The sequence below is a fragment of the Vibrio tetraodonis genome, from assembly GCF_003350295.1.
GTDB classification, from domain to species: Bacteria; Pseudomonadota; Gammaproteobacteria; order Enterobacterales; family Vibrionaceae; genus Vibrio; species Vibrio tetraodonis.
Genome location: NZ_QLYY01000005.1, coordinates 295,211 through 318,030 on the forward strand (window position 1 = coordinate 295,211; position 22,820 = coordinate 318,030).

The 22,820-nt window shown below is 41.0% G+C and carries 24 protein-coding genes; 4 read left to right on the forward strand and 20 right to left on the reverse strand.

The genetic code is table 11. The features are described from left to right. Window positions 1-117: 117 nt before the first annotated feature. Both DPF90_RS01555 and DPF90_RS01560 read right to left on the reverse strand, forming a co-directional pair. On the reverse strand, window positions 118-1,146 hold the full coding sequence (locus tag DPF90_RS01555) for a hypothetical protein (protein WP_114783959.1): 1,029 nt from the start codon (window positions 1,144-1,146) through the stop codon (window positions 118-120). 42 nt (window positions 1,147-1,188) lie between these two features. Further along, entirely contained in the window at window positions 1,189-2,238 is a 1,050-nt protein-coding gene (locus tag DPF90_RS01560; RefSeq protein ID WP_114783961.1) for a hypothetical protein, read from the reverse strand. A gap of 427 nt (window positions 2,239-2,665) precedes the next feature. On the opposite strand from DPF90_RS01560, the gene DPF90_RS01565 reads away from it, so the two are divergent. Beyond that, window positions 2,666-3,670, forward strand: a complete 1,005-nt coding sequence (locus tag DPF90_RS01565) for a Gfo/Idh/MocA family protein (RefSeq protein WP_114783963.1) — start codon at window positions 2,666-2,668, stop codon at window positions 3,668-3,670. Between the two features lie 56 nt (window positions 3,671-3,726). Here the strand turns inward: DPF90_RS01565 and DPF90_RS01570 are convergent, their stop codons facing one another. The 4 genes from DPF90_RS01570 to DPF90_RS01585 all read right to left on the reverse strand — a co-directional run bounded on the left by DPF90_RS01570 (window position 3,727) and on the right by DPF90_RS01585 (window position 6,633). Further along, entirely contained in the window at window positions 3,727-4,302 is a 576-nt protein-coding gene (locus tag DPF90_RS01570) for a cysteine dioxygenase (RefSeq protein WP_114783965.1), read from the reverse strand. Window positions 4,303-4,507: 205 nt separating this feature from the next. Continuing rightward, entirely contained in the window at window positions 4,508-5,458 is a 951-nt protein-coding gene (locus tag DPF90_RS01575) for a LysR family transcriptional regulator (protein WP_205395142.1), read from the reverse strand. Window positions 5,459-5,649: 191 nt separating this feature from the next. After that, on the reverse strand, window positions 5,650-6,252 hold the full coding sequence (locus DPF90_RS01580; RefSeq protein WP_114784269.1) for a nitroreductase family protein: 603 nt from the start codon (window positions 6,250-6,252) through the stop codon (window positions 5,650-5,652). A 120-nt stretch (window positions 6,253-6,372) separates the two neighbouring features. Beyond that, window positions 6,373-6,633, reverse strand: a complete 261-nt coding sequence (locus tag DPF90_RS01585) for a hypothetical protein (protein WP_162813972.1) — start codon at window positions 6,631-6,633, stop codon at window positions 6,373-6,375. A gap of 539 nt (window positions 6,634-7,172) precedes the next feature. On the opposite strand from DPF90_RS01585, the gene DPF90_RS01590 reads away from it, so the two are divergent. Next, window positions 7,173-7,883, forward strand: a complete 711-nt coding sequence (locus tag DPF90_RS01590; protein ID WP_114783969.1) for an SDR family NAD(P)-dependent oxidoreductase — start codon at window positions 7,173-7,175, stop codon at window positions 7,881-7,883. A gap of 50 nt (window positions 7,884-7,933) precedes the next feature. Here the strand turns inward: DPF90_RS01590 and DPF90_RS01595 are convergent, their stop codons facing one another. Beyond that, a complete protein-coding gene (locus tag DPF90_RS01595) occupies window positions 7,934-9,631 on the reverse strand; it encodes a S8 family peptidase (RefSeq protein WP_114783971.1) in 1,698 nt (565 codons plus the stop codon). A 374-nt stretch (window positions 9,632-10,005) separates the two neighbouring features. Between DPF90_RS01595 and DPF90_RS01600 the strand changes: the two genes are divergently transcribed. Then, window positions 10,006-10,485 (forward strand): PaaI family thioesterase, encoded by a 480-nt coding sequence (locus DPF90_RS01600; RefSeq protein ID WP_114783973.1) that lies wholly within the window; start codon window positions 10,006-10,008, stop codon window positions 10,483-10,485. Window positions 10,486-10,625: 140 nt separating this feature from the next. On the opposite strand, the gene DPF90_RS01605 is transcribed toward DPF90_RS01600, so the two are convergent. The 13 genes from DPF90_RS01605 to DPF90_RS01665 all read right to left on the reverse strand — a co-directional run bounded on the left by DPF90_RS01605 (window position 10,626) and on the right by DPF90_RS01665 (window position 21,980). Beyond that, complete coding sequence (locus DPF90_RS01605) at window positions 10,626-12,260, reverse strand: methyl-accepting chemotaxis protein (RefSeq protein ID WP_114783975.1); 1,635 nt, start codon at window positions 12,258-12,260, stop codon at window positions 10,626-10,628. A gap of 290 nt (window positions 12,261-12,550) precedes the next feature. Then, window positions 12,551-13,807, reverse strand: a complete 1,257-nt coding sequence (locus tag DPF90_RS01610; protein WP_114783977.1) for a peptidoglycan DD-metalloendopeptidase family protein — start codon at window positions 13,805-13,807, stop codon at window positions 12,551-12,553. 199 nt (window positions 13,808-14,006) lie between these two features. Further along, window positions 14,007-14,321 carry an isoamylase early set domain-containing protein gene (locus DPF90_RS01615; RefSeq protein ID WP_114783979.1) on the reverse strand — a complete coding sequence of 105 codons (315 nt, stop codon included), beginning with the start codon at window positions 14,319-14,321 and terminating at the stop codon, window positions 14,007-14,009. 282 nt (window positions 14,322-14,603) lie between these two features. After that, window positions 14,604-15,857, reverse strand: coding sequence for an NAD(P)/FAD-dependent oxidoreductase (locus DPF90_RS01620; RefSeq protein ID WP_114783981.1), 1,254 nt, complete (start codon window positions 15,855-15,857; stop codon window positions 14,604-14,606). Further along, window positions 15,854-17,239 (reverse strand): FAD/NAD(P)-dependent oxidoreductase, encoded by a 1,386-nt coding sequence (locus tag DPF90_RS01625; RefSeq protein ID WP_114783983.1) that lies wholly within the window; start codon window positions 17,237-17,239, stop codon window positions 15,854-15,856. The genes DPF90_RS01620 and DPF90_RS01625 overlap by 4 nt, the downstream gene beginning before the upstream one ends. Next, window positions 17,232-17,555 (reverse strand): (2Fe-2S)-binding protein, encoded by a 324-nt coding sequence (locus DPF90_RS01630; RefSeq protein ID WP_114783985.1) that lies wholly within the window; start codon window positions 17,553-17,555, stop codon window positions 17,232-17,234. Before DPF90_RS01630 ends, DPF90_RS01625 begins: the two co-directional genes overlap by 8 nt. A 215-nt stretch (window positions 17,556-17,770) precedes the next feature. Beyond that, complete coding sequence (locus DPF90_RS01635; protein WP_476756195.1) at window positions 17,771-17,953, reverse strand: DUF1289 domain-containing protein; 183 nt, start codon at window positions 17,951-17,953, stop codon at window positions 17,771-17,773. A gap of 33 nt (window positions 17,954-17,986) precedes the next feature. Next, window positions 17,987-18,424 carry a hypothetical protein gene (locus DPF90_RS01640; RefSeq protein WP_114783989.1) on the reverse strand — a complete coding sequence of 146 codons (438 nt, stop codon included), beginning with the start codon at window positions 18,422-18,424 and terminating at the stop codon, window positions 17,987-17,989. 20 nt (window positions 18,425-18,444) lie between these two features. Continuing rightward, window positions 18,445-19,443 carry a FecCD family ABC transporter permease gene (locus DPF90_RS01645; protein ID WP_420855699.1) on the reverse strand — a complete coding sequence of 333 codons (999 nt, stop codon included), beginning with the start codon at window positions 19,441-19,443 and terminating at the stop codon, window positions 18,445-18,447. 15 nt (window positions 19,444-19,458) lie between these two features. After that, window positions 19,459-20,433, reverse strand: a complete 975-nt coding sequence (locus tag DPF90_RS01650; RefSeq protein WP_114783991.1) for an ABC transporter substrate-binding protein — start codon at window positions 20,431-20,433, stop codon at window positions 19,459-19,461. Further along, complete coding sequence (locus DPF90_RS01655; protein WP_114783993.1) at window positions 20,430-21,248, reverse strand: ABC transporter ATP-binding protein; 819 nt, start codon at window positions 21,246-21,248, stop codon at window positions 20,430-20,432. The genes DPF90_RS01650 and DPF90_RS01655 overlap by 4 nt, the downstream gene beginning before the upstream one ends. Window positions 21,249-21,388: 140 nt before the next feature. After that, on the reverse strand, window positions 21,389-21,706 hold the full coding sequence (locus tag DPF90_RS01660) for a DUF4144 family protein (RefSeq protein ID WP_114783995.1): 318 nt from the start codon (window positions 21,704-21,706) through the stop codon (window positions 21,389-21,391). Window positions 21,707-21,764: 58 nt separating this feature from the next. Continuing rightward, entirely contained in the window at window positions 21,765-21,980 is a 216-nt protein-coding gene (locus DPF90_RS01665; protein ID WP_114783997.1) for a TIGR02450 family Trp-rich protein, read from the reverse strand. Between the two features lie 175 nt (window positions 21,981-22,155). Between DPF90_RS01665 and DPF90_RS01670 the strand changes: the two genes are divergently transcribed. Next, on the forward strand, window positions 22,156-22,728 hold the full coding sequence (locus DPF90_RS01670) for a prepilin-type N-terminal cleavage/methylation domain-containing protein (protein ID WP_205395143.1): 573 nt from the start codon (window positions 22,156-22,158) through the stop codon (window positions 22,726-22,728). Window positions 22,729-22,820: the final 92 nt, after the last annotated feature.

Below are 22,820 nucleotides of genomic sequence, written 5' to 3' on the forward strand. Positions count from 1 at the left end.
GGTTAAAAGCTCAGATTTGTCTTTTGCTCGGCTTGTAGAAAAAGATTAACACTGCTCGGTACTGCCAGCCAATCAATTTGAAGCAAAGGTTTGTACAGTTAGCACAACAGAACAGAGTTAGTTGCCAGCCAATTGATTTAAGAATTTGAGCTGCTGGCGCTCATGGTCTGTCATTTGATAAGCTTCATCGGTAAGGGAGTCCGTGTCAAAACTCCCTAGTGGGAAACGTTCAGGCCTAGCATTACCATACATAGCCTTCTCTCCTGGGAAGCCCGACATACGTTCTATGATGATATCGCCCAATTCATAACTGGATCTTCCACTTGGCAACACTCGTTTATATGCTTTAAGCTCCATTGTTTGTAACCCTTCCAACAAGTGCTCTTTTTCAACCAAGGACGCTAAAGCAGTACCATCCGTTTTATACAAGTTAGCCCTAAGACGAAATATGCCTGCTTTCTTGATGTCTAAATTAACGGGTATCACTAAATCTGGACCTTTTGCGAAACTCGGAGATACCGAATCGATACTCGCCACAGAATGATACAAGCGAACATCGGCACTAATAACATCATAGCCTCTACTGAAATCGATTCTGGCCACCAACCTCAACTCTTGGGGCCAAGTTTTAGAGGGTGTAATGTGCCATTTCCCATCATCAATATCAAAAGAGGCCAAGGACATCTGAGTATTTGTATCAACTACATCTAGTGTGGCTGTTTGAACCACTTCATTGCTCACTAACTCCACCTGAATCGCTTCAGGATAAAAGTAGCGAAACTTCTCAGCCACTAGGGCTGCGGTCGTTTGTCCATTCAAAACAGGAACCTCTATGGGTATAAACTGATTCCAGTTTTGATAGGTGCTATTTTTAATCGGTTGGGAATAGGACGGAAAACTGAGTTCATCTTCATGACGCAATGCGACATTGTGCCAGTTGGGTTGCACATTTTTAACTGCTAAAGCTGGATAAGGGGTAGTTGAGCCAATATCTGATGGTAGCTGACTAACATCAGCCTTAGCCGTCACTCTACTAGATTGAGCAATATCGGCTTCATCACCCAAGTCAATGTCAAGCCACAGCAATACACCACCCAAAGTCACAGCAGCGGAGAGCACGCCAATTTTTCTTGCCAAAACAGTCATGTCAAATGTCCAACAAGTAGGTACACGTTTCCCCCCAAAAAATCAGTGAAGGTTGGACACGATTTCAGACATGGTTCTGCTATCCGAACCCTCAACGTAGAGATACTTACTTCGCCACCATTTACTTTCTTGATAGGTTTCGACTCCCACACTTTGTCCATTAGCAAGAGAGATATCATTGATACTCGACGTCAATTTACCCTTGTACTCAGCTTCAACCACATCACTATGACTATAACCATCTCCCATCAGCACAGGATAATGAGCTGGCATAAACTCTGAGACTCCATTGGACTGTCGTTCTACTTTGCCATTCATCGCTAAACTGGACGAACAACTGTTAAAACTACCGACCCTGAGAGCTCCACATGCAGAATGTGCAGCAACAACTCCATCATCATTACCTGGCAAAAATACCGACGTTGCTTTGTAGTATTCTGTACCATTACCTATACAACGAATCCTAGGAATCCGATTGTCTGACAAGCTCGCTATATTTCGTGCATTAGACACCCTCAGATCATTGAGTACGCCGGTATTCGTTTGATTGGGCATCTCGCCAAGCCATAACGAAATAGCGTAACGCATAGCACGATTGGCTAGGCCACCACCTTCCGCAACATTCATAATGATATCGGCAAGCTCGGAGCCTCCTCCCGCACCTGCAAAATCATAGGTTGCAACAATATTAAGAGGTTCAAGCCCCGCATTTAACAGCCAGTTCTCTTGATTGTCGAGTATGTAGCGCGCGATAAGATCACCTGCAGAGTGGGTGACTAAGATACATCCAGACCGACAAATTCCATCACGCGACAGCTCTTGTAACTTGGGCCATACATATTGACTGGAAATTTTTCCTTCAATTCGCTCATGAGAAGGCCAATCTATACGGGCATCGGCATATTGAATCCAATACTCTTTCCAAGAATCTTCTCCATCTCTCTCGACCTGCGCTCTATCGGGTTTTGACTGTAATTGATCTGACTGAAAACCATGAATGAGTATTACAGGGTAATTTCCTATCGCTGCATAGCCTAAGGTAGAAAATACTACTGATGATACCAATATGATGATATTTGCCACTATCTTCATGATAAATCGAACCTTTTATGTCCTGAATATGATGTAGATTGCCATTTAGTTACGAGCAAAATTCACAACATCGAAACGCCTTTGCTGGTCTTTTAGTGTTAGTTGTCAGTTGATTTTTATGCAACAACCTCGATAGTCGCTTTTGTACCGAGTTAAAAAAATAGTATTAATATTTCCTCTTTATTCATTTATGCCCACAAAATACACGTCATTAAAATTTACTATTATCAGATAAGGTCAAAATGTCATGTTTTAATGCTAAGAGAATCGACTTTTTATCAACTAACTATCCCCATAAAGTGCACCATTATGTGTTATTCGCACCTAACTCAGTCTTGTTATCGGTTGGAAACTTTCACTATTGACTCAAAGCCCATTAGAACCCTAGTATTGGCCATAATCCGAATAGGCGATTTAAGGAATAAAGATGTCAGGACACAGAGTTAGCTGGGCGATTGCTGGACTGGGTAAAATAGCCCACAGATTTGCCGAGGACCTAACCAAGCATGTTGCAAACGGATACTTATATGCGGCTGCTTCTCGATCAGAAAAACGATCGCAAATGTTTGCTGATCACTACAACGCAGAAAAAGCCTACGCCTCTTATCAAGATCTGGCAAACGATCCGAATGTTGATGCCGTTTACATCGCAACCATCCATCCTTTTCACTATGACATGGCCAAGTTATTTTTAAGTGCTGGCAAACACGTCTTGGTGGAAAAGCCCGCTTTTACAACAGTAAAAGATTGGGATGAAATGCAGAGCTTAGCCTCTGAAAAGGAAGTACTCTTAATAGAAGCGATGAAGTCAGTTGCTTTCCCTGCGTATCAGAGTCTGCGTCAGTTTATCGAGCAAAACCACATCGAAATCACGTCGATTGAGGCAGCTTTCGGCAACTGGCACGAGTTCGATACCAAGCAACAAATATTCAATCCCGACTTATGCGGCGGAGCCACTCTAGATGTAGGAGTATACCCATTGTGGTTATATGTTGACATATGTCACCTGACTGGCTCAGATGTTTTCCTTCCCAAAGTCAACTATTGGCAAGACAACCCAGAATCTGAGGTCGATGAAACTATCGAGTTCAGCTTTAAACAAGGCATAAAGGGTAATATTAAAGCTTCAATTACTCGAAATTTAGAGCGCCGTGCCATTATACTAGGCCCAGACATAAAGATTATCATCCACGAAAAGTGGTGGAACCCAACCAAAATTGATGTGTTCTACAAAGAGGAACACAGAGTGATATCCCCTGCCATCACGGGAGGAGGTTTTGAACATGAAGCAACTCATATCTCAGAATTAATTATCAACAATGAAACCAGCTCGCCACTAATTACAGCTAAGACAAGCCGAAAAGTTATCGATATTATGGAACAAACTCTAAGAAGCCAAGGGTTGGGAAAACTCTTAGCAAGAGCAGATTAAAAACTTTAGAGAGGCTATAACGCCTCTCTATATTTGAGATAAGCGAACTTTGAAAGTTAGATCTCGTAAAACCAAGTGTCTTGCTGCAAGTCAAGTAGCTCAGGTTGGCCTTTTTCAAGTTGATACAAATGAAACTGACTTAGTGGGGGTGAATAAACATGTAGTGTGACCAAAGGTTTATCATCTGCCTGTAAATTGGAAATTTGATGAATGTCATTATCCATACTCACTGTCACACTTCCCTCTCGGTGATGTGTTGATTGAGCCGCATAAATGTAACCATTCTCAGCCGTTTCAAATAGGGTTTCTATGGCCTCCCCCTTGAGCACACGAACACCACAAGCTGTATTGAGATGATCATGAATCTTACTTCTTTGGCCATTGAGCCAGCTCAAGATCAACACTTCACAATGCTGATTCTTAAATAAACGCTTGCGACAATAATTATCTTCATCAAAACTTGCTAATGATTTTATTTCATCATCTTGCAAATCGACATTCTCTAATATGAAACGAATTGTTGCTAGCGACAACGGTTTGTTCACTAACTGAATCTGTTCGATAAAAGACGCAAAACTGAGCCTAAAGTCACTATCAAGCAATGCAGCCAGTGCTGGAGCTGGTAAGGTCATTGTCTGTGGATTTAGCAAGATCCCCTCCTCATCGAAGTCTTAATGTTGCTTTATTGTTACTAAATGATGATGTAATAGACATGTCGATGTATCAAAAGTGCAAAAAATAGTCCAATTTAGTGATTTTAATCGGAAAATTATAGTAATGAACAGAAACAACATTTACCTAAAAAGTTCATAGAAATATTGGCCGAAAATAATACCTTCAAACACACACTGAATTAGGCGTAACCTTTACTGTCAGCGAATGATAAATCATTTTTCTAAGCCAAATATGACTCGGGTCCGTTGCCTTTCTTTTGTGCCAAATCGCATCAAAATTAAACGAATCAATGTGAAATGGCGGCCTAAACAGAGTCAATTCTGATTGCTTTTCCAGTGTTCCTAATGTCCTCTTAGCTACCGTTAGTATCAAGTCCGTACCTCTCACTAACTCGCCGGCAATACTCGAATGAGGAAGGATCACACTTATATTGCGTTTATGTCCTATTTTACTTAGTGAATTATCAATTTCATTATCAACACCCTCTTTAAGAGCGATAAGAAGGTGAAAACGAGACAACCAAGCTGATAAGCTTAAATAGCCACAATCAGGAAGTGTTGACTTATCGGCAACACAAATAAACTCATCTTCAAACAGTGTTTCTGTTTGAAGTTCCTTATCAATATCTGGAAAGACCCCAAAGGCGATATCGCACTCACCGTCCATAACACTGGCTATCATTGCCTCTCTGCTGCCCTGCTTTATAATAAATTTTATGTTGGGAGCAATTGCCCGTATTTGAGACAATAAGTTGGGTAAAAGCACCCTAACACCATAGTCTGACATCGCAATACGGAAAGTTCGATTGGCTAGCCTTGGCGAAAACTCTGGTGGTTCAAACAAAGTGGTCAATTGAGCGAGAGCTTCTTCTAAAGGCTGGAGAAGCTCTTCGGCTTTCGACGTTAATTCCAGTTTCCCCGCTCGACGGATCAAAAGAGGGTCATCAAAGGTTTTTCTTAAATAAGCCAAAGAGTGACTAACCGCAGGCTGACTTTTGCTGAGCCGAATTGCAGCACGAGAAATATGCTTTTCAGACAGCAGTGCCTGTAAGGTTACTAAGTGATTGAGGTCAACTCGTCTTAGGTAATTCATATTTGGGCTTGTAAACGGCATTATTACTTAACTCATTGTACAGTATAAAAAAACAAACTTACTTTCAATTCACCTATCGCCATATGAGCTGTAGTTTGGGCGCACTCCAAATTTTTATAGAGTGGGTATGCTTGGCTCCGTTATCCTCCAAAATTAGGCTAGATACCGGGCGTAAGCAGGTGCTCAAAACGCACTGTCGGCGTCGTTCCAAACTACTCATAGATAATGCAACGCTCTTCATCACTGATAATGGATTTCGCTTCAGGGCGCTTTTCTATGGTGCCAAAAGGCAGTTGAGCTCTCATTTTCCAAGTACTAGGAATATTCCACTCTTGTGCTACACCCTGATCAATAATTGGGTTGTAATGTTGGATAGAAGCTCCTATATTCTCGGCGGCTAAAGCTGCCCAAACGGATAGTTGCGCCATACCATTAGCCTGTTCAGACCAACTTTCCATGCTATCAGAGTCGTCGGGGTAGCTTTGCTGTAACTGGTTAATCACTTCAATATCTTCAAAAAAGAGAACCGTACCAAAGCCAGATGCAAAACATGCATCAATTTTTGACAGACTTATATCTAATGCGTCAGACGTCTGGACCTTACTTAACTCATGTTTAACCAGAGCCCAAAGTTTGCAGTGGTGGTTACCGAATAAAACGACAACACGTGTACTTTGAGAATTAAATGCCGACGGCGACAGCTTAATCGCTCTATTAACCAGATCGGAGATATATTGCTTAGGGAGAGTGACGCAGTTGCCCAAGTAATATACAGAACGTCTCCTTTCGAGCTGGAGCAGAAATGAATTTTTCATTAGCATTCCCATGTTAATATTCTTTTAATGATAATTGTTCTTCTTTCTCTATAGGGAGCAATATTGCCTTTATTCATCTAACCTAGGAAAGTCATTCTTATCGCAATAGCCATAGCTAAATCATGGAGTTTGATTCATCTCATCAGCAAGCTTAATAATAATAAATGAATCTGAATTTTTAATACAAACAGTATGCATCAACTTCAAGCTACTAAGTATCACAATAGAAATTCTCGGCTTTAATAAAGATTCTTCATTTACTAACTCAAGCCATATGACCATAACCATCATCATAAGAATTGGGGTGCTTAAAGAATTTTGATGCATATTATTTACTGTAATCATTTCTCTATGGTCATTCTCACACAATTCTTCGCTCAATTGAAATTCGTATGACGAATGAAATTAAGAAAAAACTTCTTCCTTATTCACATAATGAATATTTATCCAAAAAAATCAACAAGTTTTGTACAGACTAACTCCTTTAAGAGTAGTAAGTCAACTTATTATATACCATAACAATTGCATATTTTTATCTATTATAAGTCAATTAAAACATTATAATTAAGACTTAATAACAAGGTATTAAAGAGTAATAATAATAATTAGAACCAAGCATGGAATTAATTTTAATATCAAATTAAGATTTATATTAAAATTAATCTATAATCATTATATTACTTACAAAAAAATAAATATTAAAATTTTATTAAATAACTATTTTATGTATGTGCTTATAGGTAATAATTATCATATAAATATCGTAAGTTAGACTGTACATTGAGATATATCATGTAATTTTCACAAGTTAGCCTTTGTGAAAACATGTAAATAAGGAAAAAATAACTATTACTTTATGTGGAAATATTTAGTAGTCTATCCATAGATATTAAAGACATATGATCCAAAGAGTACAGACTATGACAAAAACAGCAGTCATCACAGGTGCTAGCCGTGGTATTGGGAACGCCATATCTCACTACCTTGCTAAGCAAGGCTATAATTTAGTGCTACTCGCTCATAACACTGAGAACCTAAAGAAACTCAGTTCTGAGCTCAGTATAAAGTTTCCTGCTCTCTCTATAAGAACATTTAGCATAGATTTTTCTCATCCAGAAAAAGTAGACACATCAATTCAAGCCATTTTAGCCGATCTGAATTCCATCGATATACTTGTCAGTAGCGCTGGTGTATTAGAGGCTGGCCACATTGATATTTCTACATCTCAACTCATCAATCTAGTTAATGTTAATCTCACTTCGACCATGATCGTTTGTAATGCAGTAGCACAAAAAATGTGCAATCAAAAATATGGGGAAATATACAATCTTGGCTCAACAGCAGGTTTATCACCTGTATCGAAAATTGCGGCTTACTCAGCCACTAAGTCTGCAATAGTAAGCTATAGCCAGTCTCTATATCAGGAACTTTTGCCCTATAACATAAAGGTATGTTGCTTGTGCCCGAGTGTCGTCGATACAGACATGACTAATGATGGGCGCATTGATAATGCGCTTAAAATTGAAACGGCAGATATTACCAAAGCAATGGACTTTATTCGTCAGCTGTCTTCAGGAGCCGCGATGTCAATTTTGCCTATACGTTGTAAAGTGATTGATTTGGAGAGATAGAGACAAAAAAGGGCTACTCAAAGTAGCCCTTTACAATGGGAAATATAAAATTAGCGACTTTGAAGCTCATCAAAAATCGCTTCTGCGTCAACAATCCCCCCAGAGATAGATAAAGTACTAAATGGCACTAAATCTTCAGGTGTTGTTGGGTTTTTAACTAAAAGTTCTGGATAAGTACGAGCTTTACTTATCAACAGTTCTTTTAGCTCAACTGCGGATAAATCAGGGTAATGGGACCATACCATAGCGGCTACTCCTGAAACGACTGGTGCTGCCATACTAGTACCACTATATGTGGAATAAGTATTGTCAGGTGTCGAAGAGAGAACTCGATATCCAGGGGCAAATACATCAACCGTTTCCTGACCGTAGTTACTGAAGCTCGCGACAAGGGCATCATCGGCATATTTTGCCGAAGCACCGATATCCATCCATGTTGAAATAGGTTTGGACCACTGATGTTTTGCAAATCTATTGGGGAAGCTTGGTTTGACATCATTGTCATTACGGCTGTTACCCGCCGAGTGAACGATTAGAACGCCTTTGCGGGCAGCATAGCGAAACGCGTGATCAACAACAAACTTTCGTGGAGAGTAACTCTTACCAAAACTCATGTTGATTATCTTTGCTCCGTTATCGACCGCATAACGAACAGCATTAGCAATGTCTTTGTCCCTTTCGTCACCATTTGGCACCATGCGCACTGCCATTATCTGAGCGTACTGAGCGATACCATCAATACCGATTCCATTACGGCGTTCAGCAGCAATAATTCCAGCAACATGTGTACCGTGTGAGCCAACCGGCCCTTTTACATCGTTGTTACCGTAACCTTTTTCCCACGCATTATCGATGTCATCCAAAACAATGTCTTTACGTGTATCAAACTCTAAGTTGTAGTGATAATCGAGGGAAGTTTGGTAGCGAACCTTGCGAGACTCGAGATAATCGAATGAATACCATGACTCAAACACAGCCAACAAGCCCTTCGCCGCCTCTACCACTTCTGGGTTTGAGTTCGTCAGTAGTATTTGTAACCCATCAACAGTAAAATCTTTATGCTCAACTAACTCTAGAATAGCGGCTTTAAAGCCATTAGCTTCCTCTGTGGCTTTAACCACTTTATCAAGTAAATTTTGATAATTAGACACAGAGCTTTGATAATCAGCTTCTACACCTTTGAAATATTCGAGCATTTTTGGTGGAATCCACTCTTGCCCTGCAACCATTTCAAGATACTTCTTGTATTCTCTAGTAACCTCTAAGGTATCTTGATCTACGTTTACACCCAGAGAGTTACCCAAAAAGTTCCAGCCATGAATATCATCGATGTAGCCATTGCCATCATCATCGATACCATTACCTGGTATCTCATCTTTGTTTGTCCACAACTTGTTTTTTAAATCCTCATGTTCAATATCAACACCAGAATCGAGTACCGCAACAATCACTGGTTGAGGTTTAAGTGGTGGAAGCATGGATTCATACACATAGTCAGCACCCACACCCTGAAGGTTTGAGTAATTCGCTGACATATTGAACCAGTCACCCCGTTGCTCTGAAGGCGGAACCATCATATTCATCGGCGAGAAAGCAGCAGGCTTTGTCGATTTCTGAGAATGGTCTTCAACAATATTTCCCTTCACATCTGTGATAAAGGGACTGGGTTCAACAGTGATACCCGCAGAGACCGACGCCGACGCCATGACAGCGATGGCAAGCGTAGAAAGTTTATATCCATTTTTCATTTTAATTACATCCTATTTAATTAAACGCTTAAAAAGCGAACAAAACGATAAGATGCAAAGCGCATAAAATCATTCATATCATCAATTAAATGATATTAAGATCTCACTATTATCGGCATTTATCTCTTAAAGTTTGAGATAAATTCTATTGATATATATGTTTTTATAATTACTGATAGAATCCCACAAAGAGACTATTCCATAATACTGTATAACATATGGATAAATATCCTTTGTTTCTAACTCTATGCAGTTCGAAATAATCGTAAAGCATCACATAATTGTATTATTAACTTGAAGAATGTATGGAACGTGCTTAACTAAGGTCGACTTAAGTGATTGAATTTTATAATACTCAAATCTGAGGAGCAGGCATGGAGCTTAGACGATCGTTTCAAGAACAAATCCCAAATAACCATTGTTTTGGTTGTGGACCTCAGAATCATCAAGGACTGAAAATTCAAAGCTACTGGAGTGGTGAAAACCAATCTGTATGTGATTTTACTCCATTACCACACCATAGTGCCGGACCTTTACATTTTCTCAATGGTGGCATCATTTCAACCATAATTGATTGCCACTGTGTGTGTACTGCGATTGCCAAAGGCTATTTGATGCGTGGTAGAGAGATAGGACAAGGTGAGTTAGTGTGGTTTGCAACTGGGAATTTAGAGGTCAAATTCGCAAAACCCGTTCCAATTGACAGCCACGTTCAATTAGTTGCTTCGATTTCAGAAGCGAAAGAGAGCAAAATTGTACTCACCTGCGATTTACTTGCCGATGACACGCTGAGCTGTCAAAGTACAATTATTGCTGTAAAAGTCCCAAACCAATGGTTTGAGCCTAAACAGTAATTCAAAAAAAAGCCAGAACTTCAGAAGTTACTGGCTTTTTCTTTTAGTAAAAACTCTTATCTTGTATGAGCGTTAGCCTTAGTTAAAATTTGTAGCCGTCGCCAATCAAGAAACTTGCATCACTTATCCGCCATTACTCACTAGCTTTGGTCAACCTTAAAAAACGATAGCTCAGTATTTTGTTTGTCTGCTAATAGCGCTAAGTCTGACGAAGAGCTCTTCGCTTGTTCAACAGCACCAACGTTCTCATTCACCAAATCAAACATGGTTACCGTGCTATGAGATATCTCTTCAGTCACACTGTATTGTTCCTGAGAAGCGGTAGCAACAAGGGTGTTGATACCTGAAATGGCTTCGACAGAATTTGCTATGTCATCAAACGATGACTTCACGTTATCAGATAAGTCCACAGACTCCTGTATCGAGGCAACATTCGCGATCATATTGTTATTGGCTTTCTCCGATTGCTCTTGGAGCTTGGTAATAATCTCTTGAATGTTTTGCGTAGACTCTTGTGTCTTACCCGCTAGCTGCCTAACTTCATCGGCAACCACAGCGAAACCACGTCCCTGTTCACCAGCACGGGCAGCTTCTATCGCGGCGTTTAATGCCAGCAAATTAGTTTGCTCTGAAATAGAACTAATCACATTGGTCACTTCACCGATATTGACCGCGCTATTTTTCAGCTCCTCAATCATACTGGCTGTTTCTTGTACGGATTTGTTGATGTTTTGAGTCAAGACAATTGATTTATCCAACGCTGTGTTACCATTCTTCACATTGCTGATTGCTTTCTTGGTTTCTTCTTCGGCTTGTACCGCATTTGATGAAACCTCTTTGGAGGTGCTCGATAGCTCATTAATCGCCGTAGAAATACTCTCGACTCGATTAAGCACATCCTGAGTATTATCCGCTGTATTTTGCATCAGCTGAGTTAGATGACTAGATGCGGAATTGGTATTATCCGACGATTCTGTTAACTCTCGAATCAGCTGAGAAAGCTGCTCAATTGACTGGTTATAAGTCTGCTTGATTTTGAAAAACTCATTTTTTGATGGGACAAGCTGCAGAGGTTTCAACACACCTTTGGCAAGTTGTTTTATCGCGTTTGACATTTCGTCGATATTTTTTGCCAACGAGTGATTGATAAACATCAGGAACAAACCCGATACAAGGCACGAGACTACCGACAATAAAATAACGTTGAAAACCGAAGAGGACAGAGAAGATTTAAGGGCCTTGTAACGAGTTTGCAAAAACGCTTCTTCCGCACCATCAATCTGCTGGAAAATAACTCGCATATCATCCACGTACTTGCGACGATCTTGCTGGATAAAGTCGAGTACCTCGGCATCACTGGCCGAACCTCTTAGCTGGATTCCCTTATCAATCTCGACGCTTCTCCATTCTTCATACAATCGTCTGATCTCGTTTAAGCGTTTGGTTTGATCATCAGTGGGATTGTTTATGAAGATATCCGCTAAATACTTCATATCTTTCTCAATATTTTCTACACCTAGATTGTATGGCATGAGAGAACCTTGAGACTTCGTCAGCATATAACCGCGAAACCCAGTTTCGATATTGAGGATTTGTTCCAGCAAACTGTCTAGCTTGCCCTTTATTGTGTATGTCTTGGAAACCTGACTTTGGCTCAGCATTACATTCTGATTTGACTGACTGGCCAACATAGCAACAGACACAAACCCGATAATGACAACGATGAGAGCACTGTAAATGAGTACTTTCGTCGGCAGTTTTTGCAACATTTTCATAAAACAAATCCTAATTGACGGTTCAATCAATAATTCTAGTCGATAAATAGCTATCTGTAATACTGAGACTAAAAAATGAACATCATTTATATCAAATTATGAACAATTTACGCTCACCATCAGACTATAAATAGCGACACTACCTTTTAGTTTATTAAAGATAACAAAAAACGCACACATTGCTGGGCATTGTGTGCGTTTTTATTTCAACAACTGAAAGAGTCATTCACTTATTGTTTCAGCTATTCTTGCTCAATGGCAATCCTAGTGTAAAAACTACCTTTCGAGTGTTAACCTGCCGTTGGTTCGGATCTAGCATGGCCAGCAAGCTGAATTTCTTGCTGCCTTAACATAATGTCTAACTCATCACGGCGTGCTTTAAATGCTAACATTTCACTTTTAGGAACCGAGCTTGCCATAGGTATATTAGCCGTCATCGCATTAACAGCGCGGCCTCGGTCAATCAACTCATAATGAATATGTGGGCCTGTTACACGACCTGTTGAACCTGACAAGCCAATCCGCTGCCCGCGAGATACTTTTTGACCTTTGCTGACCAAAATTTTACTTAAATGCAGGTAGCGAGTTTTATAACGGCTTCCATGTTGAATCACTACATAATTCCCCGCATAAGGATGCTTGCGAGTCATGATAACTACGCCATCTCCCGTAGCTTGAATCGGCGTTCCAGTTGGAGTCGCCCAGTCTGTACCATTATGAGGGGCAATTCGCCCCGTTACTGGATGCTTTCTGGTTGGATTAAAGCCTGAACTAAGGCGATAGTGTCCACTGACAGGTTTGCGCTGAAAAGCTCTTTGTAAACTGTTGCCATTTTTATCGTAATACTGGCCATCTGAGTGCAAGTAGGCGGTGATTTCTCGGCCACGGTTATAAATTTTTATCGCTTGCAGTTCTTTATTTCCTGTATCTATATCTCCAACATACTGCTTCGATAGAACAACTTCAAACACGTCTCCCGCACGGAGATCCCTGGAAAAATTAAGTTTATCTTTCAATAAAGTAACGATTTGCTCATTTTCGCTACTGCCTAAGCCGACACGATGTAAAGACTGAGAAAAACTGCCCGCAATTTCGCCGACTAATGCATGCTCCTTCCATACCCCAGGAATCTTCACTTCGTTAAATGCGTAGCTACCATCATCGAGTAATTTATAGACGGCTCTGTCAACGATACTGAATTCCAATTCCATTTTAGCAAGACGCTTTGTATCACCATCTCGCCAAAACCTCAGAGTGTTACCGGGCCTTAAGGTATCTAATGCCAAGTAGTTTAGGTCCGTTTCCATGATTTTCATCAGTTCACTGTAACCAAAGCCGAGCTGATCAAAAATAGTACTAAGGTTATCTCCTCTCTTGATGATGTACTCATAATCTGGTACGTCACTAACTATTTCTGCCTGACTATTTTGGTCACTTACAAGGCTGGAGTCCTGTATAGCAAGGTGAATTGTACGTTTACTTTGACTGGTATTATTTGTTGCAGACATAACCAATGCAGCAACAATAGGAAGACTCAAAAGTATCATCTTTCTCGATTTAGATAGCTCTCTAAAACGGGATCTCAAACTATTGGGTTGCACACTTTGACCTATACATGGTTAAAACAAAAGACTAAGGTTACGTATTTATGGAAGGCTTGTCACCTTCTGATTGTCATTATTAAATCAAAAAGAGACGAACCAACTTATGTTCTTAATACCAATTTTTGATAAAAATATCAATTTGTCAATTTAATTCAAGGTTATGAAAAGTTGAAACTAAACCGTTATCGGAACCAAATCCATTAGGTTGGTATTTATCTGCATTCGGGTCATTCACCCAAAGGTGACCATCAATTAAGTAACGAAATTCAAAATGATTGTCCTTAGGTAACCGCGTTTTAAACTTATAGGATTTTGATTTATTGACTTTTTTCATCGCCATAGGCTGCCAACCTGAGAAGTCAGCCACAATCGAAACAGACTCACGCACTTGCGTAGCCGAGAGCTCGAAAGTCACTTCCACCTCATCTTTAGTTTTAAAAAAACGCTTATTAATCATGATCTACTCCATTATGGGGACTGTTATTTCCTCGACAAACTCGAAAAGTATAGTGTCTGACACTTTCGCTGCTTGTCTCATAGCTTGACCAAATTCACGTTGTTTGAATGTTTGTGGATTAATAACGCCCATAATGATAAATAAAATAGGCTGTGTGTCACGCTGTTTGAGGTAATCGAAAAAAGACTGAATACGCTAAAATTAACACTCTAAGTTTAACGGTTTCAATCGATTGGCGTAAGAGCCAGACTTAACTGACTCTTGAGCCAAAAGTGAGAAGAGCTATAGAGCATGGTCTAGGTGATACTTGCCCACCATTTCTCCCCTTTTGTTGAGAAAGCGCTGGTACGAGAATGCCGATATGTCGACACAAGTTGGCCGCTCTCTGACAAGTTCATTCAAAATTTTCCCTGTAATTGCTGAAGTCAACATACCGGTGCGAAAGTGTCCGCAAGCATTAAAATACCCTTCAGTACCCGGTACAGAGCCAATAATTGGTAGTTCATCGGGTGAGCCAGGCCTGAGTCCAGCCCAGCAACGTTTAATGTTCATGTCTTTTAGGGCAGGTATCGACTTCATAGCGCCTAACCCAAGTTGCTTGATGTATTTTATATCATTGGTCGTATCAAAACCTCGCTCCTCGGTTGTCGAACCGATCAATATCTCACCATTGTCTTTTTGGGCAATATAACAATCGCTGGTAGTCAAACAACCATTAAGCAACTTGGGGAGTTTTTCGGTGATGATAACTTGACCTTTGACAGGAAAAACCGGCAGATCGTAACCGGTTGCCCAGCGGCTGATATTCTCAGCCCAGGCTCCAGCCGCGTTAATAATGACTTTGCAGGGCAATTTTCCGTGCTCAGTTTCAACCGCCGTTATACGGCTTTGATGCTTTTCAATCCCCGTAACTTTGGTATTTAAATAAAGCTCAACGCCATTTTGTCTTGCAGCTTCAAGATACGCTTCATTAAGGCGGTAAGGATTTATTTGATGGTCGCAATCAAACTCCATCGCGCCAATTGCCTGCTCAGATACATTCGGCTCTTCTGAGTGCAGTTCACTTTGACTCAACCATCGCACATACTGATGTCTATCGGGAACTGCGGCTGCTATTTGTTCAGCATACATTCGATCATACTGGTCAAACATAAGAAACTTAAGCCCGGTTTGCTCAAATTTAAAATCAACACCATGATTATCTACCAGCTCATTGTACAAATCTGGATACATAGCATTTGACATCATTGCCATATCAAAAAATGATTTAGGCATGATATGGGGCTGCATCTTAGGCGCGATATCAGATCCCGACTCTTGCATCTGTTTAGATAAGGTTTTGAATAAAATAACCCCGCAACCTAGCCCAGTTGATTCGCCCATTGCCCATAAACCACCAGCTGACGCTCGTGAAGCATTACCGGGGTATTTGTAATCTACAAGCGCAATATTAAGATCTTTTTCTCTACTCAAGAAATAGGCTATCGAAGCACCAATAACACCACCACCGCAAATAACAACATCATAGGTTTTCATGATTGCTCCTCCAAAGCAGAAAATGGGATAGGGTCGAGAGGAAACCTCGGGCGAACCATGCCTTGCTCAGCGGCTAAGCCCTTTTTTTTTAGCCTGTCATAGCAGTAATGCGCGCAGGTTTTTCCTTGGCAATCACCCATAGTTATGCGGGTGCGCATTTTCAAAGTCACAATATCTCTGCACCCCTGCTGGATGGCGTCATCAATCGCTTTTCGCTTCACCTGCTCACAACGACATATCACCGTATCTTCGTCTGGTAACGAGAGTAAGCCGAGTTCTCTATAGCCAGCATGGTCAAAAGCTTCACGAAAGCGATACAAGCGCGCTAAACGTTTACGCATCGCTGAAATATCTTGTTGGGCATCCAATCGCCCCAATTTACTGAGCTCAGAGGCAATTGCTTTAGCCGCTATGTTTCCTTCCAGAGCAGCAGCATCAGCACCAGCAATTTTTGCGCTATCACCAGCACAATAAATGTTTTCCTGACTACTACGTTGCCACTCATCGACACACGGAATAGCACCACTCATATGATCGTATTGAATTTCAAGCCCGATAAGTTGAGCTAACTGAGAACGTGCTGCAAAACCATACCCGACTCCTAAGGTATCAACATTATGTTTTACCGCTTTAGAATGATCGGGGCACCAATTATCATCGTAAGGAGCGACAGTAACCTGCTGCAACTGTCCCTCTCCCTCTGCTTTAACTAACCCCCAGCCATAATGGATTGAAATATCATGCTGCTTTAGATACAACATCATAGATAATCCATCCAGTGCCTGTTGGGGCCGATTTAAGATAGCGATTGTTTCCTTTGCAATCGAAGAAAATTTTGCCGCTTCATAAATCGCATCTATCTGACAACCGGCTTTATGCAACTGGCAGGCAACTAAAATAAGCAGTGGACCTGTGCCTGTGATCACCAGTTTTTTACCAGGCCTGACCAAACCACTTTTTAGCTGAAGTTGGATAGCGCCAAGAAGCATTACCCCGGGTAGTTGCCACCCTGGAAAAGGAATGCTGCGTTCTTGGCAACCTGTAGCCAATAGCAAGTAGTCATAATCAATTTGAGCTAGCTCATCATCATGACTAATGAGCAAAGTTCTGTCACCTAAAGGCCCCAAGACTTTCGTTTGAGTTTTAAGGTCAATATATGAAGCGTTACTGCGATAATCTTCCTGCAATTTATCCATAGCTTTTTTGAGCTTAGTGTCTAAATGAGGCAAATCATGGGTTTTTCGCAAAGGACCACGATAAATTACACCACCTGCTTTTGGCGCTTCATCAATCACAGTGGTGTGCACACCAAATTTGGCAAGTTCAGTGGCCGCTGATATTCCAGCAGGTCCAGCTCCAACAATGACGACTTTCTTATCCATGTTTCTTCCCCCTCTCTAATACCTGATTGCGGTTGGTTTCTATCTCCATATCAGGTTTCACAAGAGTTTGGCAGGCTCGTTGCTTAAAACGGCCATTAACATGCAACAGGCAACAGTGGCACACTCCCATTCCACAATAAGGGCCAGAGTTAGTGCCATAATCGTTAGTCATAAAATGACGTATATTTGATGCAAGTAAAGCGCTGAGGACACTCTCTCCTTCAACGGCTGGGATAGGTTTCCCATCGACTCGAATGGTGAATGGCTTATCGAGCACTTCGGTAATGTCTTGATGTCGTTTCGTAGTAGATTTCATCGATGTCTCCAAAGCAAAAGAGCAACAAAGCTTGTACTATAATACCCATACAAAATGTAAGTTAAACGCTCAAATATCATTGAGTTTTGATTTGCAAAATTCCATCACAAATAGAGTGGTAATTTATTGTGTAAAAACCCAACACCAGGAGAAATAAAGGTGTAAGAAAGGTGGAATAGCAGGTGCAGACGATGGGGAAATCTCTGCACTCCAATCTAATTTTGCTTTATATGTGCCATTCTCCTATCGAGTTCCTTGCATAAAATATTCAAAGCATAAGGTTTGAGTGTTTTCCATTTTTGACATTCATCTCTGGTTCGACCGCAACCAATACACCATCCTTTAGGTCCAGAAAACTCACAAATATCAATACATGGACTTTTATTCTTTTTCATCATTACACCTATGGCTATATGTACATCATTGTGAGGCTAAACATTTAAGAGAACCTTATCGATACTCGCTTCTAGTATGCGCAGTCGGTTAAACTCCTCAAAGATACGTTGTTCCAAATTTTTAAAATTAAGTGGTAAAGTGCGCTGGCATATCCCATAACTGCTTGTCAGAACTTTATATCCTTTCCAACTGACAATACGTTCTTGCTCAAACTCTAGAAATTGACGGATAAATTCAGACTGATATGGGCAGTCTTCCTCTGCGTGCATACAAACAGGAAAAGATTTCTGCTTAATTTGTGGTCCTTCGATAAAAGTTTCAAAATGAATACCACCTTGGTTGTGGTTACACCAATTCTCTTTGTAGAGCTGGAGGTAGTTTCCACGATTATAGATCTCCCAACCATGATCAAACCAACTGGCTTGTTCCAACATTTTCTCTAAGTTTCTAAATACGCCTTTTACATCTTTCATAATATTCATCCATAGCACATTTATGATTTTTGGTACCCCACACGGTAAAGTACGAACAAACCACCTAAAGCCGCTGTGACTATACCAACAGGTAATTCTTGTGGTGCGAGAGCAGTTCTACTGATCAAATCACCAAAAAGTAAAATGACCGCCCCCCATAGCGCGATCAAAGGAATGGACTGCTTATGTGTCACACTTGAAAACGGGCGCACAAGATGAGGAACCATAAGCCCGATAAAGCCAATCACACCAGTCAGTGAAACAATTGAAGCGGTACAAAGTGCACAACAGAAAAAAATTTCGCTTTTAAGACGATGTACGTTGATGCCTAAAGAACGAGTAGTTTGTTCACTGACCAACAAGGTATCAAGTTGTCGACAACGTTTAAAAACTAATCCCAAGATCACAAGTACACCACAAGCTGCAAAACCAATATTCTCCCAACGGGCAAGGCCTAATCCCCCCATAGTCCAAAATAGAATCGAGCTGGCTGCACGTTGGTCACCTGAATAAATTAAAAAGCTCGTCAAAGCGCCAAATAAGAAAGAAATGGCCAAACCGCACAATATGAGGTCATTTCCCCCTTTCCTCTTTTGTATCGTAAAAAGAGAAATAACAGCAGCAGCTGATACAATCCCACCTGTGAAAGCAGCAATCGGCAATGACCATATACCCAATGCATTACCAAACTGAGTAAGAATTAAGACGGCACCAACTGATGCACCTGACGACAACCCAAACAAGAAAGGATCGGCTAAGTCATTTTGAGTCGATGTTTGGAGTAAACCACCAACCATAGCTAGACCAGCTCCAGCAATAATTGCGAGTATTGCTCTTGGCAATCGAATGTCGACCAGAATACGACTGGTAATACTCAGTTCATCTCGGCTAAGTTCAGCCAACGCCGATACTAAGTCTGAGAATGATAACGTCACTGAACCAAATTTAATGCTAAGCATAAAACCAGTCACCAGCGCAAAAACTCCAACAAGCCATGCGAGTAGATATTTAACCACGATTAAAACCAAACAGACTTAGAAATATTTAGGGCGGATAGCTTCTGCAATTTTTTCAATGGCTTCAATATTGGCAGGGCCAGGGGTAAGCTGCTCATATCTCAGTCGAACATAACGAGCCGACTTAACCGCGTTGGTATACTTCATTAATGGATGAGCTTCCAAAAAACGTTGCAGTGAATCGGCGCCATTCGCACCTTGATAATCAAGTAATATGATTACATCTGGATTCATTTGAGCAACACTTTCCCATGACGTTGTCGCCCAACCAGCAGACATCTTACTTGTCACATTGGTACCGCCAGCAGCTTCAATAAGAGCATTTGGCATAGCATATTTGCCAGCCGTGAAAGGTTTATCCTGTCCGGAATCATATAAGAATACTTTTACAGGAGAATGGCTTTTCGCCGGGTTACTCTCACTGACTTGCTCGATACGTGCTTTCCAGGATTCAATCAAATGATCGGCTTTGTCTTGTGCATCAAATATGACACCTAGTTTCTTAACGTCATCATACAAAAGGTCCATACTCGCAGCTTGCTGAGAACTTATCGTATGGCTACAGCTTTCACTGAGAACCAGTGTATCTATCTTGTAAGGCTTGAGCGTTTCTGGAGTAACATCGCCTCCAACTTTCATCCCATAATTCCATCCGGCAAAAAAGAAGTCCGCTTTTGAAGCGATAAGGGTTTCAAGTGATGGGTATTTGGGAGCAAGCTCTGAAATCTTTCCTAACTGCTGCTTAAAAGAAGGTGACATTTTATACCAGCCAGTGATGCCCGTGACACCAACTATATCCTTTTGCAAGCCAAGGGAGAACGCCATTTCCGACATATTGATATCGTGGATGACAGCGCGTGAGGGACGCTGTTCAATGATCAATGGGTTTCCGCAATTATCGATTGTGACAGGGTAAACGGTGCTTTTCGCAAACGCGATAGACAATGGCAGAAAAAGTAGCAAAGAGGGGGCAAAACCGAAAAGCCGTTTCATAGCTGAGTTCCTATTGAGGGTGAATAATGGTTAGATGAGGCGGCTTCAAAATGATGAATGGTGCAATCGATGTTGGGGTGCTTAAATGGAATCACACGTAAACCAAAAACAGGCGTCATAAACTCATCTTGTAATAAGATATCTGGCGCCCCATATGCAGACATTTTTTGCTCTGACATAAGTAGCACTTTGTCAGCAAAAGGAGTGACCAAAGGCAAATCATGCAACACCGCAACTGACGCGACGTTTTTTTTCTTTATAAGCGCTAACAATTCAAGGCGAGCCAATGGATCGAGATGATTAGTAGGCTCATCAAGAAGTAGAATTCTTGGTTCTTGAGCGAAAGCACGAGCAATGCTGGCTTTTTGCTGCTCTCCTCCTGACAGCTGTCCAAAATACATTTGACTTTTATGATCAAGACCAACATCCTCTATGGCTTGCGTTATAGCTCTAGAATGCTCTTTATTAGTGCAACAAAAGCGATGTGGTAATCGCCCCAAACCCACGTACTCAGTCACTCTCATTCGTGGATCAACATGTTCATGCTGAGCAACCAAAGCAATACGTTTGGCCATATCTTGCCGATGCAAGCACTCAATGCGCTGACCTGAGACTTCAATAGAGCCAGAAACACTTCGATATTCTTGCATGATAGCTTTAAGCAAACTTGATTTTCCGCTACCATTTGGACCAATAATTGCCACGCATTCGCCTGGATAAACATCGAAGGTAACATCTGAAACGGCTCGCCAGTGATCAGGACCGTCAACGCAAAGATGCTCGATTGATAGAACGGGTGAATTCGGATTTTCCATTACATGACAGCTTTGAACCAACTTGATACGTTATAACATAACACAAACTAGTTAAGTGATTCTATTATTAGTTAGAAATAAAGCCGAATAGTTATGTCGAAGAGTAGGCATAAGATAAGAGCAGTATTAGCAACCTATCGCTACAACACCGCTATCGAGTTGATAGCCTCGGCAATAGAAATGAACTGGATTTTTGTCAGACATACTTCGGCTTGAACAAACTGGTGCTCCTGAATAAGCTCAGTTACACGTGCAAGCGAGAGCATTCGGTCCCGTGATTCAAGCGTATAGCCAAGTCGGCAAGATTTGACTTGATAGGTTTGGCCAAGACCGTCAATCAGACAATCGGACGAGCTAAAAATCAGACCGTCGAGTTCGCTGGATAAAGCTTGTTCGCTGGCGAGAAAAATCAGCTCACAATCCCCTTCAAGTTTAAATATACAGGGCCATTGCACCATAATAATGTCTTACTTACTGCTGTTAGCGATTGAATTTATCACTTAACGGCTATCAACACTACTTCCAACCATATTGCCACTGGCTTGCATCTTTTAAATCACGCCAATCGATAAGATAGTCATTTTTTGAAAGAATCGCTTGCAGGGTGCAAGAGACAACCCTACCTTCCTCATCATATTCAGCGTCTGTCACCAAAAAATGTTTTTCTCGTTTTAAGGGAGTAACAGCTGTCCATTTACTATTCGCAAGCTTAGCGGGGTTAATTTTATTCATAAAATGTCAAGAAAGTAAATTGTGCGTTGGACACGGTTTACGAATTTTACTCACAGACAGATCAATCTATATTCGAAATAATTGACTTAAGACTATCTTTAGTTTTCTCGCTTGATCATAGGTATATCGTTTCTCATAATTAGGGTGTAAATATAACCTGAGCCCAATTAATGAATTGAATACTAATGATTGTTGTAAGGGTTTCACCCTCATCGAGCTGATCGTGATTATCTTAATTTTAGGTGTGTTGGCGGTTACCGCTGCCCCAAGAATTATGAACATAAATAATTCTGCTCGCGTTGCATCGCTAGACTCAATCGCGGCTGCAATGGAGTCCGTGATAACTCAAGTCAATTCAAAAGCGTATATCCAAGGGCTTACACCTGATCTCGTTTATTCCGGGAACCCGAATCAAAGTGAATATGTGATTGACTTCGGAATCGGCTCTGTGGAGGTTGACTGGGCAACTTTATGCCCTGAAAGTGAAGGGGAATCAGCAGACGCTCTCACCATGCTAGACTTTTTAACCTTGGAAACAAGTGGGAATCTAACCACAGCGATAGGTAACAGACATACAGTCATTGGGTTTAACCATTCATTTTCATCCGGACAACTCAACAGTCAGAACATTAACACTCTACCTACAGGCTGTTACGTAATATACGACTCTTTTGGAGGAAGAACAGGAGGTACATGCCCAACTGGAGGCTGTGTATGCAGTGTCAGAGTTGAAAACTCGGACTGCTAACTTATAACCCGCCAGACAAAATGATCAGCGTTGAACTGATGTCTTTTTATCAATAGCACCGTATCATGGCTAGAGATTACAATTCATCATTG